This window comes from Synechocystis sp. CACIAM 05 (assembly GCF_010222815.1).
GTDB lineage: Bacteria > Cyanobacteriota > Cyanobacteriia > Cyanobacteriales > Microcystaceae > Synechocystis.
Genome location: NZ_CP019225.1, coordinates 2,819,120 through 2,834,967, shown reverse-complemented (window position 1 = coordinate 2,834,967; position 15,848 = coordinate 2,819,120). Strand labels below are relative to the sequence as shown.

Genomic DNA, 15,848 nt, shown 5'->3' with positions numbered 1-15,848 from the left:
TCGCCTAACAATTAAGCGGTTTGAAGATTGATATCCCGCCTTTATTTTTTGATCAATCAAACAATAAAATTAATCCCTTCCCCTTGGGCCGCCTGCCAACTGCGGGCATCGTAATAAAGGTCAGCCAAAGTAATTGAATAGAGAGCTTTGACAAATTTTTGGTGTAGTTGTCGCCACACACTGAGGGTAACCCAATCCTCCGCCAAACTTTGGTCATCCCCATATTGGGGAAATGGTTCCAGGCTTTCTTCCAGGGCCGCTAATATTTGCCCCAGGGAAATTTGATCCGGGGCCTGGGCCAATTGATATCCTCCCTTCACCCCCCGATAGGCATTAACTATGCCCGCCCGTCGCAGGGTAATCAACAGTTTTTCCAGATAGGGCCCAGGGATATTCTGTCGCTCGGCGATCGCCTTCACCGAAGCAGGGCCGTAGTCCGGTTGTAGAGCTAAATCCAGTAAGGCTTTAACACTGTAATGGCTTTTTGTTGTCAACTTCATCCCTTTAGTATAGAAGCCATCCTTGCCCATCAACTATCCCATTAAATTAACTATTTATTTGAACAAACTAGATAATTATTCCAAGAAACGTGTAATATAAGCAGGGTAGCAAGGAGCAAAAGAGTCAACCATTCCTTCGACTAATCTTCCCTTGCTTACCAATTCTGATCAATCTCAATCACCGAAAACTTGAATGGCTAAATCAAACGCAACCAAGCCCCTAACTGGCGAAGCATTGCTCGAGAAAGTTAAAGAATTAGGCGATCTGCCCAAAGAAGAGAAAGCTAAAATCTGCGGTTATGTAACTTCCACAAAAAAAGGCCTGCCCCGGGTCAATATGATGAAGTTCTACAACGCCTTAATGGATGCCCAAGGCATTGATTTAGACAGTTCTGCTTCCGGTCAAGGTCGGGGTGGCCGCTCCGCTAGTTACCGCATTAGCGTGCAATCCAACGGCAATCTTCTCATTGGAGCCGCCTACACAAAAAAAATGAGCCTCAACGTGGGAGATGAATTTGAAATTACCCTCGGTCGCAAACACATTCACCTCAAACAGGTGGGGGCTGACGACGAAGAAGAGTAAGGCTAATTTGCTGGGACTAATGGGGATAAAATTTAAGGGGGACATCCTCCTACAATTCCCCATTGATCTATGGAATTTTGCCGGGACCAGGAATAAAAATTATTGCCCCCGGCCCTTCCGTAATAGGAAGGTCGAGCCTTTTTTGCCCTGTTGATTTCCTCATACCATGGAAATTGTTTGCAAAATACAACGACAACTAACTGATGGCGATCGCCATTGGCAGAATTATTATTTGGATGTTGATCCCCAAACCAGCATCCTAAATTGTTTAAATCAGATCAAATGGCAACAGGATGGCAGCTTGGCCTTCCGCAAGAATTGCCGTAATGCCATCTGTGGTAGCTGCGCCGTGAGGGTGAACGATCGCCCGGTGTTGGCCTGCAAAGAAAGTATTAAAAGCTTGGGCCAGTGGTTAGCCGAAAGTAACCAGGAAAATACCGGAGTTTTCACCATCAGTCCCCTGGGGAATTTACCCGTTATTAAAGACTTGGTGGTGGATATGGAGAAATTTTTTGCCGGGTTAGATGCGGTTTATCCCTATTTGATTAATAAGCACCAAGGGGAAAAAGGAGCAGAATTTTCCCAATCCCCAGAGCAGCGGGCTGCCCTCAACGATGTGAGCAATTGTGTTCTTTGTGGAGTTTGTTATTCCGACTGCGACGCCAAAAAGAAAAACGAAAATTTTGTCGGGCCCCATGCCCTAGCCAAAGCTAACCGTTTGATTTTAGATAATCGGGATATGGCCACTAAGGCCCGCCTCGAAGCCCTGGGCAAAGATAAACAGGGGGTGTGGGGATGCAACAACTGCCGCATGTGTAGTGATTCTTGCCCCACTGGGGTGGCTCCTCTGTCCCAGATTGAAGCCTTAAAAATTCGTTTATTTGACTTGATGGATCCCCTTTAAATTCCTAAATTTAAGTTTACTTAAACCATTATTCAGAAATTAGTTCTAGGGTTTCCGCCATTGTTAAATTGCCTTCACTGTGGAGCACAAAGGGCAACCCGGCTCCGGCCAGACCCTTTTGGATATGGTGGGGAGTTTGCTCAAAAATAATGAATAGGGGACAGATTTCCTCCGCCGCTTCACTAAACATATGTTTTTCCTGGGGGGGCATCAACCATTCATAGTCTTGGTCTAGATAGATTTGACTCCGACGCCAACGACTGAGCAGATCAGAAAAGTTTTCCTCTGGGCGGTGGATAAAGACCAAAATTTCCGAGCCTAATTTCACCTGCCATTCTGGGTCACACATCAAAATTGCCAGGTCACAGGGAATTACCTTGGCCAAGGGAGTGGTTTGTCGGCCCCCTTGGTCAGCATCGTTGAGGGGAAGATGGCGCAAACGGACAATGGGCAGGGGGATGGTGATAATGCTTTGTTCTGGCCGCCGCAAACTGGGTAGCTTTTCTAGATAGGGTCGATGTTGGCGCAGTAGGGCGATCGCCCCTTCCCGATCGGTGAAATCTGCTAAGAGAGCATCGTAATCATTTTTTTTACCGGACACGGAATCAACACCTCCTGGTTAGAATCTCGGCTTACCCCATTTTAACGATGGCTAGTTCTCGCCTTGTTCGGTAGCAACGAAAACTATTTTTTGCTTAGCTTTGCAATGGGGGAAGTGGCAACGGCAACAAGGCAAAAGTTTCATGAAGCAAGGTTCTGTTTTTAGTTAGCTGGGTTACCATGGCGGAAACAGCATTGGAGAAATAAGACCATGTCTGACCACACCGCCCAGATTAATGACCTCTGCCAAGCTTTGGAAACCCTAGACCAAGCAGAAACGGTACAGGGGGCAGAATACCGGGAACAAGCCCAGGCTTTCTTGGCCAATTCCTCCGTCGCTCTAAGATTCAAAACGGCGATCGCCGACCTGTTGATGCAGGCCAATCAGCGTTTAGTGCTCAAAACCGTCCAAGGGGAAGATAGTTATTAATTTTGTCTGACTTTGAAACAATAAAAAACCATCTGGCAGAGTAACCAAATGGTCATAAAAAAAATATTTACGGGGTTTGGCTGGAAAGCTTAGCTCCTTTTTGGGGGGAGACAATGCTAATTAACTATGCCAATTAACTAGTTCTCCCAACCTAGGTGAGGCTAAAAACAATTACAAAGCCTAACACCGCCCCAAACACAATGAGGGCGTAGAATTGGGCCCGGCCATTTTCCAGATATTTCAAACCTTCCCCACTGACTAGGGTTACTAAACCAGTGAGGTTGACCGCTCCGTCAATGACCTTGTAGTCCACTTCCATAATCTGACGGGCCACTCGACGGGAACCCTGGACAAACAGCTTGTCGTAAAGGTCGTCAAAGTACCATTTGTTCAAGGACAGTTGGTATAAGGATGGAAACTTTTCTGCCAACACTTTGGGGTCAAATTTGTGTTGCCAATACATTAAGGAAGCCATGGTAATGCCAATTAAAGCAATGCCGATGGAATTTCCAGCCATGACGTAAAACTCGCCCCATTCAAATTCAGCGGCGTGTTCCACCACTTCCCCCGGCGCATGGATAAACGCTTCAAACTGGTTGGCCCAGGGCCGTCCCAACAGACCAATTAACACCGAAGGCACGGCTAGGGCCATGAGGGGAAACGTCATGGTCAAAGGGGATTCATGGGGTTCACTGCTGTGGCCATGGTCGTCGTGCCCGGCTTCATGGTCCAATTCCTTCACGTTCATGGCTCCTGGACCAAAGTTGGGCAGTAAACCGTAGAACTGTAAAACCCCGTCTTTCGCTTCCTGGTCATTGCCCCGAAAACCCCCTTCAAAGGTCATGAAATACATCCGGAACATATAAAAAGCAGTCATGCCAGCGGTGGCCCAACCCACAAACCAGAGTAGGGGATTGGCTTGGAAAGCGAGGCCGAGAATTTCGTCCTTAGACCAGAAGCCCGCAAAAGGGGGAATACCGCAAATAGCTAAAGTTCCAATCAGGAAACAGGTGGCCGTGATGGGCATATATTTCCGCAATCCGCCCATAATGCGCATATCTTGGGCCAGGATTGGGTCGTGGCCCACCACCCCTTCCATACCGTGGATCACGGAGCCGGAACAGAGGAACAGCATGGCTTTGAAATAGGCGTGGGTCATCAGGTGAAATAGCCCAGCGGAATAGGCCCCAATGCCCATGGCCATCACCATATAGCCCAACTGGGAAATGGTGGAGTAAGCCAAACCTTTTTTAATGTCATTTTGGGTTAAAGCAATGGTGGCCCCCAAAAAGGCAGTGAAGCAACCGGTGAAGGCAATGGTATTCATCACCACCGGAATCGGTTCAAACACCGGATACATCCGGGCGACCAGGAATACCCCCGCCGCCACCATGGTAGCTGCATGGATCAAAGCAGAAATGGGGGTGGGACCTTCCATGGCGTCCGGTAGCCAGACATGGAGGGGAAATTGGGCGGATTTGGCCACAGAACCAAGGAAAACCAAAATGGCCAGAATGGCGGCGATCGCCCCGCTGAGGACTCCGGAGGATACTAAACCCTCCAGGCGTTCCCCAATGGTCCCGAAATCAAAACTGCCAGTGGCCCAATAGAGGCCAAGGATACCTAGTAATAAGCCAAAATCCCCCACCCGGTTGGTGACAAAGGCCTTTTGGCAAGCATCGGCAGCGGCTTTACGGTCATACCAAAAACCGATCAGCAGGTAGGAACACATCCCCACCAATTCCCAAAAGATATAAACCTGCACCAAATTGGGGCTAATTACCAACCCCAGCATGGAGGAAGCAAAAAGACTGAGATAGGCATAGAAACGCACATAACCCGGATCGTGGGCCATGTAGCCATCGGTGTAGATCATCACCAACAGGGCCACGGAGGTTACAATCACCAGCATCAAAGCACTGAGGTGATCGATCACATAACCCATTTCCAAATGGAAACTCCCCGCCGATGCCCATTCGATCATTTGGGCATAGCTGGCATGGCCTTGGATTTGATCCCAGAGCAAAGCCCCAGACATTACCAATGCAGCCCCCAAACAGGAAATGATGAAAACAGCGTTGATTTGCCGTAGTTTATTGGTTGCTTGATTGAAAGAAATGAGGCCAATGCCAACTACCGTTGCGCCAAATAGGGGCAGGACGGGAATTAGCCAGGCTAATTGATAGAGTAATTCCATCTTGAAACCTTGGTTAACGAAGTTGCCTATATGTTATTGATACCGCGTTCATTGTTGCACGGAGCGTTATTTTTGCCGCGTTTCGCTGTCAGGGGAAACTAGTTTTGGCAAAAAAAAGCTAGGTGGGGACTAATTCATTGGGGCGTAAACGGCTCCATTTGCCCATTTCTTGTAAAAAACTGTCGCAACCCACCACATCCCATTCCATTTCGATGCCATGGTCGGGGGTACGAATATTTACGTTGATAGAAGGGTTGACCGGATCAAAATCCGGGCGATCGCTTAAATGGGGTTGTTGATGTTGATGTTCCACTGCATGGTAGGTAATACAGCGGTCCACGTAATGGCAGTTCACACAAATACACATGGTAAACCTCAATTTTTGCCTATTTTTCGCTACTCTAGCTTAGACTTAGAGATTGTGCCTAAACTGCAAACTGTGCTGGGGTAACGGTTATTGATTATGCTTTGTCCTGTGAGCCACCTGGCTGATTTACGTCAACAGGTTCCCTTTGATCTGGCTCTACTTCCTCCCCAAGCCTGTTTGGTCGGTGGTGCAGTGCGGGATGCCCTTTTGGGGAGACGACGGGAATATTTGGATTGGGATTTTGTCGTGCCCAGTGGAGCCATTGAAACGGCTTCGGCGATCGCCAGTCGATACCGGGCGGGATTTGTGGTGTTGGATAAGGCTCGACACATTGCCAGGGTGGTATTTGCCCATGGCACGGTGGATTTTGCCCAACAGGAAGGCATGAGCTTGGAACAGGATCTGGCCCGGCGGGATTTCACCGTTAACGCCATCGCCTATAACTTCCAGCAAAACAAATTAATTGACCCCATGGCGGGGGTGGGGGATTTGCAACGGGGTCAACTGAAAATGGTGGCAGCCGTAAACCTGGCTGATGATCCTTTGCGGCTACTACGGGCTTACCGTCAGGCGGCCCAGCTACAATTCACCCTCGATCCTGACACAAGAACAGTTTTACGGGAATTAGCTCCCCGCATTAAAACGGTGGCCGCAGAACGGGTGCAAGCGGAATTTAACTATTTGCTGGGCAGCCCCCGGGGTAGTCAGTGGCTTTTGGCCGCTTGGCAAGATGGTATGTTAGCCCATTGGTTCTCCCATGCTAACCTCAGTTCCCTCAATGCCATTGGTTGCATCGATTTGGCGATCGCCGCCATCAAAAACCAGTTAACCCTGGTGGAACGTCAACAATTTTTTCAAGCATTGGGGAAAAAGGGCATTGCCATTGCTAAGTTGGCCAGCTTAGTCTGTGCCGACGTGAAAATCGCTGAAGGGGAATTACAACGGTTGAAATATTCCCGCCACGAACTGCGCTCTGTGCAGGCAATTTTGCAGGGCTATCCCCAGTTAAGTTGTTTAGAAAATAGCCCCACGGTGCGACAATTGTACTTTTTCTTTGCCGAGTTGGGTAAATATCTACCCCATTTTGTCCTCTATGCCCTGGCCCACTGCCCCCACAATTACCACAGTTTTATCTTTGAACTGTTGACTCATTATCTGAATTCGGGCGATCGCCTAGCCCATCCCCAACCCTTAATTACCGGCAAGGATTTAATCGACAAGTTGCACATTAAACCTAGTCCTTTGATCGGCCAACTGCTAACGGAAATCAACATTGCCCACATCGAAGGAAAAATTAGTAATGAGCAGGAAGCTTTAGCCTATGCTCAAGAACTGGGAAAATCTTGAACCGGGGCAAATTTGAAGGATATTTTCCCCTAACGGAAAGCATCTTGATCCAAGACCATTACTTGGTCAAAGCGTAGAGGTCGAGAAAATAGATAACCTTGACCATAGTCACAACCGAGGGATTGCAAAATCTCCAATTGTGCTTGGGTTTCAATGCCTTCCGCCACCACTGTCATGCCCAGGGCGTGGGAGAGTTGCAAAATGGCAGAGCAAATACTTTCACTGTTTTGATTGGTGCCCAAGCCATCCACAAAGGATTTATCAATTTTTACCCGGTCAATTTTGTACTCATTCAGGTATTGCAAGCTAGAATAACCCGTACCAAAATCGTCCAACACTAACGCAAAGCCTTGGGAACGACAGTTTTCAATCCAGGGGGCGGAACTTTCACCGCTAAAAAGGGTACGCTCGATGATTTCCAGTTTTACCTTATCGGGGGTTAACCCATAGTAGTCTACTTTTTCTAGTAGCCAGGGAACAAAATCTTCACTGTTGGTTTGCCGACCAACAATATTAAAACTCATCAACAAATTGGGGTTAAATTTTGTCTGGAAAGTTTTTAAATCTTTTAATCCTTGTTCAATTACCCATTGACCGATGGGAATGATTAGGTCTGTTGCCTCCGCCACTTCGATAAAACGATCAGGGCGGACAAAGCCCCGCTTAGGACTTTGCCAACGGATTAGAGCTTCAAATCCTTCGATGCGGAGGTCGTCCATGAAGACAATGGGCTGGTACACCAAATGGAATTGCTCTTTGGCGATCGCCTCTTTCATTTCCCCCTCTAAACGGATCATGTCCACTGCATCGGTGATGCGTTCTTTGAGGGAAAGTTTAGTTTTAGTTAGGGCCGCATCTAGGACCAAAGCTGGCTCAGTGGTGCCACGAAAATTATTGCTTTCAGAACGAAAATGGCCGATTACCACCAACAATAGTAAGCGCAAAATCGGGTCGGCCGTGTCGATGCGTTGGTTAACTTGATCGGGAGTAACCAGGGAAAGAATGCAATCCGTGAGGGCGGAAGCGGAAGCGGAACGAGGTTTGGCATCCACCAGGGCCAATTCCCCAAATAAACTGCCCGGTTGGAGCACATTCAGCACCCGGCGATCGCCATGGAGTTCTGTCCAGATTTCCACCTGCCCTTCCTCGATAATATAGGCAAAATTACCTTGATCTCCTTCACTGAAAATGGGATCACCAGCTCGGTAACGACGAGCGGTAAGTTGGGCATTGGAGGGATTCATGGCGGTGATGGGATTTTGCGATGAAATGGTGGGATTAATCAGCAATCAAGCTAAATTAACTCCTTCTGACGGTGCAATTGTCAAAAATTGTGACTGTTCCTCTGCCAAGTTAATATTCCTGGGCAAACAGGGGCTAAACTTGGAGGGCTTGTTGCTTTGCCCCCATGGTTGAAGGTTAACGGATTTAATCGGCGCCAAAGGCCCTAAACCCTAACACCTCCTTGATTGTATGACGCTCATCGACACCAACAGCCTCCATAATGCCGCCTTTGTGTTGGGAACAGTTCTCTTTGTTGGAATTCTAGTCTGGTCAGTGTGGTTCGCTTTCCACATGGATTGACGCCTCCATTCCCCAACGGCGGTGAACCGGAGGAGAGCTTTTCCCCTCTGTCCCATGCTTTGTCTGTAGCTTGCCTTCGTTGGGAATTATTATCTTGGGGCTGAATCTTCCTCGGTTAAAGGCAAAAAGACTAACTGTTCAGTTTTCTCTCCCATGAGATAGTCGATCACCAATTCTCCGCTAGTCAAAATTTCATACTTCTGGGCATTAACTAAGGCTTGAATAAATTGCTGTTCCTGGGCCATTAAAGGTTCGGAGCAGGCCATCATGGTGGAAGCCATGCGTTCATCCACCGTCAAATTGTCCCCATCAATGGTGAATTGTCCCATCAACCGATTACAGCCCCCTGTCCCGGTCAGGCGATCGCCAAGGAATTGAAGTTGTGGTATGGCTCGGGAGTTTTCGTTAGCAATGGGTTCCACACCGGCCATGGTCACCAGTTGCCATTGACTGTTGTGGAGAGCGCTGTACTGATTGGCGGGAATGAAACTAATGCTATCCTGTTCCCCATCCTTTAGATACGTTAATGTCAGTTGCCCATCGTTCCCGATGCTATAGGACGTTACTTGGAGCAGAAGTTGTAAAAATCTTTGTTCCTGGGCCATCACCTCGGCGGTACAGGCTTTACGGGTTGTGGCCAGAGCTTGGTTAATGGTCAAGTTACCATCACCGCTGGTATAGGCACCATTAAAAGTATTGCAACCTGCTGTTCCTGTCAGGCGATCTCGCAGAGATCCGCTATGCGGTCCGCCCTTGAACTGCAAAGTAATCGGAGCACTGCCTGGCACTGGGGCGCTAGGCCAACCGCTAATATACCAAGTAGTACCTTGAAGGGATTGGGACTTGGAAGTTTCCATGGCTTGAACAGAATTGCTAGGAAAAAAGGGCTGGGCCTTACCCATAGCCAACGCAAATCCACCCATAATGGCGGCAAAAAACAAAGTCCGGGAAAAGTTCAGGCGCATGGTTGGAGTATTGCAATTAGCTAAAAAACAAGATATCTATACCCCCATGATTTTACCATTGGGAATTTCTTGCCTAGAATTGGGACGGAACAGTTTCCCAATTGTTTTTGCCTTTGCCATTAGAGGCTATTGCTGAAACCTTATTTTTCCCTGCAATGGTGAGCACTCCGAGCTAATCTCCCAAAACTTCGGCCAGGGAGGCTTTCCATGGCTAACCTTAAAGTCTGGTTAGCGGCCATCATTCAAGCATTTTGCCATTTCCAACTATGCCCCGTCCCTTTGACCGATCCAAAAAACATCTAGCAGTACCTCTTTGGTATGAGCGTATATTGGCTCTAATTTTGCTCGCCAATTACAGTTTAGTTTTGTTTGATTTGGCCTATATCCCATTGCGGGATTTTTGGTTACAGGGGACAGTGCAGCTTTCAGTTAAAGTCGGCCCTTTCCAGCGGGTATTTCCCAAGCGGCCCGTGCGGATTTTTCCTTTCAATATTACCCCCTACTACGATTGGGTAAAAGGCATTGAACCTTACCGTTCCACCGCTGCCTATTTAGAACTGGTGGATGAATTAAATAGCAAACTAGATGAACAGGCCTTGGATGGGGCTGGCAATGTACAACAGGCGCAGGAAATCGATAAAATTCTCGCGGAATTACGCCAAGATAGCGCCCAAATGATTATCGAAAATCCCTTCCAAATTGCCAATAAAACCGGCACCTTTGAGCGGATCAAAAATCGTATGCGGCTCCATGTTTTTGGTTCCACCGATGCATCTGCCACCGAATCCTTTGAAACCTTTTGGTCTAAGGATTACCTGCTTAAAAACGGACTAACTAACCAGCTAGTATTTTTTGACCAAGAAATTAGACCTCTGATTGCCACTAACTATTTCCGAGAAATTGGGGAAAATGGCCAGCCAGTGGATAATTTTGCCTTAATTGATTTTCCCTTTTTCCTGATTTTCTTAATAGACTTTCTGGGACGTACCCGTTTAATTAGTCTGCGTTACCGGGGGGTCAGTTGGGTTGATGCCATGCTATGGCGTTGGTACGATTTCTTCCTATTTCTACCATTTTTCCGTTGGTTGCGCATTATTCCCCTCACCGTGCGGCTAGATAAAGCTAAATTAATGGATTTGAATAAGGTTAAAGGGCAGGCTACCCAGGGTTTTGTTGCCATCATTGCTGAAGATATGACAGAGGTAATTGTGGTGCGGCTGGTGGAACAAATGCAACAATTAGTGCGGGAAGGAGCCCTGCGAAAATTTTTAGACCGAGCCAAAACCACCCAATATATTGACATTAATAACCGCAATGAGTTAGTAGAAATCATTAGAATTGTTTCCCAGGTTTTATTGCAAAAAGTATTGCCAGAAGTAGAACCAGAAGTACGAGATTTTATGCTATATAATATGCAATCTTCCCTAGGACAAATTCAGGGTTATACCCAGTTACAGAGTTTGCCTGGAGTAAAAAATATGCAGCGGGAAATGATGGTCAATATGATTGCAATATCCTACGAGCGCATACTGACTACTCTACAGAGCTTTCTAGAACAGGATAAGGAATTTGATCGACTACTGGAAAATTTACTGACTAAGCTGACCATGGAACTTAATGTGGAATTGAATCAACAACACCACCTAGAAGACATTGAAGAATTATTAATTGATTTCCTCGAAGAATTTAAAATTAATTATCTGCAAAAACTTTCCGAGGCCGATATTGAACGAATTTTGGGTAATACAGTTAGTTGATTATGCGGAGACAGGCTGATAGGGAGTCAGTGCTGCCGGATAGTGCTGCCGGATAGTGCTGCCGGATAGTGCTGCCGGATAGTGCTGCCGGATTACGTTAAGGTTTTAGAGCCTTTGCCTTTTAATTTTTCTAATTTTTCTAACCGCCAATTATTTGCCAATTTTAAAATGACTGATTTTTGTTTACTAAGCGCCCTCGACTTAGCTCAGCTAATCCGCACTCGTCAGGTTTCTCCTTTAGAAATCACCCAATATTATCTCGATCGCCTGGGGAAATATGATCAAACATTAGGCAGTTTTGCCCACGTGGCCTGGGAGTCGGCGATCGCCGATGCGAAGCAGAAAACCGAATATTTAGCGGGAATGGGTAATTCTGAACCCTTGCCACCATTTTTTGGTGTACCCATTGCGGTGAAGGATTTAAACTGCGTTGCTGGAATGCCGGTGAGCTACGGGGTGGCAGCCCTCAAGGAAAATTTGGCCACCTACGATGACGGTGTTGTGGCCAAAATGAAGGGGGCGGGGTTCACCATTGTGGGTAAAACCGTCACTTCCCAACTGGGCTCATTTCCCTACACCGAACCTCCAGGCTTTTTACCGGCCCGTAATCCTTGGCATTTAGACCACACTGCAGGGGGATCTAGCGGCGGTAGTGCGGCGGCGGTGGCGGCGGGTTTGGTGCCCATTGCCCAGGGCTCCGACGGTGGCGGCTCTGTGAGAACTCCGGCGGCTTGTTGCGGCTTGGTGGGCTTTAAACCCAGTCGTGGCCGGGTATCCCAGGCTCCAGTGGGAGATTACCAGAGTGGCATTGCCTGCCATGGTCCCCTCAGTCGCTCCGTGTTGGAGGCGGCGGCTCTGTTGGACGTCATGGAAGGTTACATCACAGGGGATCCCTATTGGCTACCGTCCCCCGATCGCCCTTTTGTGGAGACCACTGAGGAAACGCCTGGGCAACTGCGCCTGGCCTATGCTTTTTCCCTACCTCCCTTTACCAGTTCTTCGGAGATTCAAGGAGCTGTGGCCAAGGCGATCGCCATTTGTGACAATCTAGGCCATCAACTGGAGGAAGCCTGTTTTGACGTTACTAGCCTAATTGAACCCTTTGCCCAAATTTGGAAAGCTGGGGTAGGGGCTTCCGGCATTCCTTTACCCCTGTTGGAATCGGTTAATCAGTGGTTAGGGGAAACCAGTGGTACTGCGGGGGACTATCTGCGGGGAGTAAGGAATATGCAGGTGATTTCCCGCCAAATTGTCGGCTTTATGGAACAGTATGACGCCCTAATTGTGCCCGTTTTTAATCACCGGCCGCCTAAAGTAGGGGAATGGGCCCATTTATCGCCCCCCGACGTGGTGCAAAAAATTATTGAATGGATTGCCCCCTGTCCCCCCGCCAATGCGGCCGGCCTACCGGCGATCGCCATTCCGGTGGGATTTAATGACCAGGGTTTACCCCTCAGTGTGCAAATTATTGGTAAGCCCGCCGCCGATGCCACTGTTTTAGCTCTGGCCCATCAGTTGGAACAACAATTGCCAGGGGACCAGCCCCGCCAACTACCGGCCCAATTTATGCCCTGAAGCAGTTTCAAAATTGGTTCCAATAATCTAATTCCCCCAGCATGGGAGGGGCTGAGGACTTTCAAAAACTTTCTAAAGCAAGCCGACAAAATGCAACGGGCCCTGGCCGCTGATCAACTCCACCAGCAGAGCAATAAACCCCAACATGGCTAGCCGACCATTCCACACCTCCGCCGCCGTAGTCAAACCCCATTCCCATCTTTCCTGGGGATACATTTTCATGTTCTTTTTGGGATGGGGCACCGTGTCAAAGGTACAGGGAGGATCATTGAGGGAATCCATCACCATCTGGGCTAGGGCATCGATGAAAACTGGATGGGTGTTTAGAGCTGGTACCCGCTGAAAATTATCAATGCCGGCTTCTTCGGCAATTTCCCGATACTCGATGTCAATTTCCTGGAGGGTTTCAATGTGTTCCGACACAAAGCTAATGGGCACCACTAATAGATCGTCAATGCCCTCCGCTCCCAGTTTTTGCAGAGCTTCTTCCGTGTAGGGCTTGAGCCATTCCACTGGCCCCACCCGACTTTGGTAAGCTAAAGTGTGCTGATTCGGGCGATCGAGGGTCCGCATTATCAAACGGGTACAGGCTTCAATTTCCGCTTGGTAGGGGTCTCCCGCTTCATCCACATAGCTTTGGGGTACACCGTGGGCACTGAAGAAAATATGGGCTTGGTCGGGATTGGGAAATTTCTTTAATTCCTGAGCAATCAAATCCGCCATGGCCTGGAGATAGCCCGGATGGTCGTACCAAGAAGGAATCAGGCTGTAGTCCAACTGCCGCAAACTAGGATCATTGCGCCACATTTCTTCCAACACCCGGAAACTGGAGCCACTGGTGCTAATGGAAAAATGGGGATACAGAGGCAAAATCACCAGCCGTTGCAGGCGATCGCCTTTAATTTTTTCGACGGCTTCCTCCGTAAAGGGGTGCCAGTAGCGCATACCAATGTACACTTTTGCATCCTGGCCAAGGCGTTCTAGACGGGTCGTGAGGGCGGAGGCTTGGGCTTCGGTAATCTGCAACAGGGGAGAACCACCACCAATTTCGGCGTAGTTGGCCTGGGATTTTTTTGCTCGTAGGGTGGAAATCAGCCATGCCAGGGGTTTTTGCAACCAAGGAAAAGGCAGACGAATGATTTCCGGATCCGCAAACAGGTTAAAAAGGAAGGGGCGTACATCCTCTAACTTCTCCGGTCCGCCAAGATTTAGCAGTAAGACCCCAACACGACCCATAATTGTTAAGCTTAGTAGAATGATTTTTCAGTTTCTTTACCAAGTGTAACAATAGATGGCGAAAAGGAAAGAATCCCAACCTACAAACGGCGTCCCAATTTCTTTCTAGGTTATGGCAACTATTCTCCGCACTTGGAGTTATCAGTATCCGTGGGTTTACGCCCTAGTTTCCCGCCTAGCAACTTTGAATGTGGGGGGAGAAGAGCGTTTCCATCAATTGCCATTGGAGAATTTAGCAATTTCACCGGGACAGAAGGTGCTGGATTTGTGTTGCGGGGGTGGCCAAGCCACTGTTTACCTAGCTCAATCTGGAGCCACGGTGGTGGGGCTGGATGCTTCCCCCAAGGCCCTGGGCAGGGCGAAAATTAATGTACCCCAGGCGACCTATGTTCAGGGTTTGGCCGAGGATTTACCCTTTGGGGAAGGGGAATTCGACCTAGTGCACACCAGCGTCGCCCTGCACGAAATGACTCCGGCACAACTACAGAGCATTATCAGCGGCGTACACCGTGTGCTTAAACCGGGGGGGATTTTTGCTTTAGTGGATTTACATCGCCCCAGTAATTGGCTATTTTGGCCGCCCTTGGCAATTTTTATGAGCCTGTTTGAAACGGAAACCGCCTGGCAGTTAATTAACACCGATTTAGGGTCATTACTGGACCACGCTGGTTTCACAGTTGTTCGTAAGCATCTCTATGCGGGGGGCAGTTTACAGGTAATCCAGGCCAAAGCAAATAAGACTGTTGATTCCGCAACCGCTAACTAATCTAACCAAACAAAAGCGCCATCGCCTTCGATTACTGTCCCAATCTGATTAGCCACCAGCCCCTGCCCAGAGAAAAAGTCTAGGGTTGTCTGGCCCTGATCCGGAGAGACAAGCACCACAAAACCTACCCCCAAATTAAAGGTTTCCAGCATGGCAGTGGAGTTGACTTGGCCTTTGTCCGCTAACCAATTAAATACGGGTAACGGTCGCCAACTTCTGGCTTTGACTTGGATGGATTGCCCCGGCCCCAAACAGCGGGGGAGATTTTCTGGCAATCCGCCGCCGGTAATGTGGGCCATGCCGTGGATGTTAATGCCTGACTTCAATAACGCCTGGATAGGTTTGACGTAGATCCTGGTGGGTTCTAAAAAGATTTCCCCTAAGGACTTGCCCCCCCACTCTGGTAAACAATCAGACCATTGCCAGCTATTACTCTCAATGATTTTTCGCACCAGACTAAAACCATTACTGTGGACCCCGGAACTCTCCACGGCGATCGCCACATCGCCAATGTTTACCTGGGAGCCGTTGAGTAATTGGGACTTTTCCACAATGCCCACCGCAAAGCCCGCCGCATCATATTCTCCTGCCCCGTAAAAACCAGGCATTTCCGCTGTTTCCCCTCCCAACAAAGCACAGCCAGATTGTTTACAGCCTTCCACAATGCCGGTGACCACATCGGCCAATTGGGCCGGTTCCAACTTGCCCGTGGCTAAATAATCGAGAAAATATAGGGGTTCTGCTCCGGTGGTCAAAATATCATTTACACACATAGCCACCAAATCAATGCCAATGGTGTGGTGTTGGTCCATGGCCTGGGCAATCTTCAGTTTTGTACCCACCCCGTCTGTGCCGGAAACCAACACCGGTGCTTTATAGCCAGCGGGAATCTCAAATAGCCCGGCAAAACCGCCAATGCCCCCCATCACCTCCGGGCGAAAGGTACTTTCCACCTGTTGCCGAATGCGGCTGACAAATTCCCTGCCTGCTTCCACATCTACGCCCGCTTGCCGATAATCCATGTCGTTTTTTACCCA

15 protein-coding genes are annotated in these 15,848 nt (G+C 48.5%); 7 read left to right on the top strand and 8 right to left on the bottom strand.

Features of this window, described 5'->3' with window-relative positions:
* Positions 1–56 precede the first annotated feature (56 nt).
* Entirely contained in the window at positions 57–530 is a 474-nt protein-coding gene (locus tag BWK47_RS13435; RefSeq protein ID WP_162329028.1) for an Rrf2 family transcriptional regulator, read from the bottom strand.
* Positions 531–693: 163 nt separating this feature from the next.
* Here BWK47_RS13435 and BWK47_RS13430 point away from each other — a divergent pair, with 163 nt between their 5' ends.
* Entirely contained in the window at positions 694–1,083 is a 390-nt protein-coding gene (locus BWK47_RS13430; protein WP_010873762.1) for an AbrB family transcriptional regulator, read from the top strand.
* Positions 1,084–1,249: 166 nt separating this feature from the next.
* Positions 1,250–1,987 (top strand): succinate dehydrogenase iron-sulfur subunit, encoded by a 738-nt coding sequence (sdhB, locus tag BWK47_RS13425; protein ID WP_010873761.1) that lies wholly within the window; start codon positions 1,250–1,252, stop codon positions 1,985–1,987.
* A 28-nt stretch (positions 1,988–2,015) separates the two neighbouring features.
* Here the strand turns inward: sdhB and BWK47_RS13420 are convergent, their stop codons facing one another.
* Positions 2,016–2,588: a hypothetical protein gene (locus tag BWK47_RS13420; protein WP_162329027.1), complete on the bottom strand. Its 573-nt coding sequence runs from the start codon at positions 2,586–2,588 to the stop codon at positions 2,016–2,018.
* 210 nt (positions 2,589–2,798) lie between these two features.
* Here BWK47_RS13420 and BWK47_RS13415 point away from each other — a divergent pair, with 210 nt between their 5' ends.
* Complete coding sequence (locus tag BWK47_RS13415; protein ID WP_162329026.1) at positions 2,799–3,017, top strand: hypothetical protein; 219 nt, start codon at positions 2,799–2,801, stop codon at positions 3,015–3,017.
* 151 nt (positions 3,018–3,168) lie between these two features.
* On the opposite strand, the gene BWK47_RS13410 is transcribed toward BWK47_RS13415, so the two are convergent.
* Positions 3,169–5,214 carry an NAD(P)H-quinone oxidoreductase subunit 5 gene (locus tag BWK47_RS13410; protein ID WP_162329025.1) on the bottom strand — a complete coding sequence of 682 codons (2,046 nt, stop codon included), beginning with the start codon at positions 5,212–5,214 and terminating at the stop codon, positions 3,169–3,171.
* A 118-nt stretch (positions 5,215–5,332) separates the two neighbouring features.
* A complete protein-coding gene (locus BWK47_RS13405) occupies positions 5,333–5,581 on the bottom strand; it encodes a Ycf34 family protein (protein WP_010873757.1) in 249 nt (82 codons plus the stop codon).
* A 96-nt stretch (positions 5,582–5,677) separates the two neighbouring features.
* Here BWK47_RS13405 and BWK47_RS13400 point away from each other — a divergent pair, with 96 nt between their 5' ends.
* The gene (locus BWK47_RS13400; RefSeq protein ID WP_162329024.1) at positions 5,678–6,928 is read left to right on the top strand and encodes a CCA tRNA nucleotidyltransferase; all 1,251 of its coding nucleotides are present in this window, start codon (positions 5,678–5,680) and stop codon (positions 6,926–6,928) included.
* 29 nt (positions 6,929–6,957) lie between these two features.
* Here BWK47_RS13400 and BWK47_RS13395 read toward each other — a convergent pair whose 3' ends face one another.
* Together BWK47_RS13395 and BWK47_RS13390 are read right to left on the bottom strand one after the other, a co-directional pair.
* Positions 6,958–8,172 carry an EAL domain-containing protein gene (locus BWK47_RS13395; protein WP_162329705.1) on the bottom strand — a complete coding sequence of 405 codons (1,215 nt, stop codon included), beginning with the start codon at positions 8,170–8,172 and terminating at the stop codon, positions 6,958–6,960.
* A 429-nt stretch (positions 8,173–8,601) separates the two neighbouring features.
* The gene (locus BWK47_RS13390) at positions 8,602–9,477 is read right to left on the bottom strand and encodes an META domain-containing protein (RefSeq protein ID WP_162329023.1); all 876 of its coding nucleotides are present in this window, start codon (positions 9,475–9,477) and stop codon (positions 8,602–8,604) included.
* A 266-nt stretch (positions 9,478–9,743) separates the two neighbouring features.
* Between BWK47_RS13390 and BWK47_RS13385 the strand changes: the two genes are divergently transcribed.
* Positions 9,744–11,234, top strand: a complete 1,491-nt coding sequence (locus BWK47_RS13385; RefSeq protein WP_162329022.1) for a hypothetical protein — start codon at positions 9,744–9,746, stop codon at positions 11,232–11,234.
* A gap of 168 nt (positions 11,235–11,402) precedes the next feature.
* Complete coding sequence (locus BWK47_RS13380) at positions 11,403–12,809, top strand: amidase (protein WP_162329021.1); 1,407 nt, start codon at positions 11,403–11,405, stop codon at positions 12,807–12,809.
* A 72-nt stretch (positions 12,810–12,881) separates the two neighbouring features.
* On the opposite strand, the gene hemH is transcribed toward BWK47_RS13380, so the two are convergent.
* Positions 12,882–14,045 (bottom strand): ferrochelatase, encoded by a 1,164-nt coding sequence (hemH, locus tag BWK47_RS13375; protein WP_162329020.1) that lies wholly within the window; start codon positions 14,043–14,045, stop codon positions 12,882–12,884.
* Between the two features lie 112 nt (positions 14,046–14,157).
* On the opposite strand from hemH, the gene BWK47_RS13370 reads away from it, so the two are divergent.
* Positions 14,158–14,811, top strand: a complete 654-nt coding sequence (locus BWK47_RS13370; RefSeq protein WP_162329019.1) for a class I SAM-dependent methyltransferase — start codon at positions 14,158–14,160, stop codon at positions 14,809–14,811.
* On the opposite strand, the gene purM is transcribed toward BWK47_RS13370, so the two are convergent.
* Positions 14,808–15,833, bottom strand: coding sequence for a phosphoribosylformylglycinamidine cyclo-ligase (purM, locus tag BWK47_RS13365; protein ID WP_162329018.1), 1,026 nt, complete (start codon positions 15,831–15,833; stop codon positions 14,808–14,810). The two genes, BWK47_RS13370 and purM, sit on opposite strands and share 4 nt — an antisense overlap.
* Positions 15,834–15,848: the final 15 nt, after the last annotated feature.

Coding starts and splice junctions, on each gene's coding strand:
- BWK47_RS13435 (WP_162329028.1), bottom strand. CDS start 530: ATGGGCAAGGATGGCTTCTATACTAAAGGGATGAAGTTGACAACAAAA.
- BWK47_RS13430 (WP_010873762.1), top strand. CDS start 694: ATGGCTAAATCAAACGCAACCAAGCCCCTAACTGGCGAAGCATTGCTC.
- sdhB (WP_010873761.1), top strand. CDS start 1,250: ATGGAAATTGTTTGCAAAATACAACGACAACTAACTGATGGCGATCGC.
- BWK47_RS13415 (WP_162329026.1), top strand. CDS start 2,799: ATGTCTGACCACACCGCCCAGATTAATGACCTCTGCCAAGCTTTGGAA.
- BWK47_RS13410 (WP_162329025.1), bottom strand. CDS start 5,214: ATGGAATTACTCTATCAATTAGCCTGGCTAATTCCCGTCCTGCCCCTA.
- BWK47_RS13405 (WP_010873757.1), bottom strand. CDS start 5,581: ATGTGTATTTGTGTGAACTGCCATTACGTGGACCGCTGTATTACCTAC.
- BWK47_RS13400 (WP_162329024.1), top strand. CDS start 5,678: ATGCTTTGTCCTGTGAGCCACCTGGCTGATTTACGTCAACAGGTTCCC.
- BWK47_RS13395 (WP_162329705.1), bottom strand. CDS start 8,172: ATGAATCCCTCCAATGCCCAACTTACCGCTCGTCGTTACCGAGCTGGT.
- BWK47_RS13390 (WP_162329023.1), bottom strand. CDS start 9,477: ATGCGCCTGAACTTTTCCCGGACTTTGTTTTTTGCCGCCATTATGGGT.
- BWK47_RS13385 (WP_162329022.1), top strand. CDS start 9,744: ATGCCCCGTCCCTTTGACCGATCCAAAAAACATCTAGCAGTACCTCTT.
- BWK47_RS13380 (WP_162329021.1), top strand. CDS start 11,403: ATGACTGATTTTTGTTTACTAAGCGCCCTCGACTTAGCTCAGCTAATC.
- hemH (WP_162329020.1), bottom strand. CDS start 14,045: ATGGGTCGTGTTGGGGTCTTACTGCTAAATCTTGGCGGACCGGAGAAG.
- BWK47_RS13370 (WP_162329019.1), top strand. CDS start 14,158: ATGGCAACTATTCTCCGCACTTGGAGTTATCAGTATCCGTGGGTTTAC.
- purM (WP_162329018.1), bottom strand. CDS start 15,833: ATGGATTATCGGCAAGCGGGCGTAGATGTGGAAGCAGGCAGGGAATTT.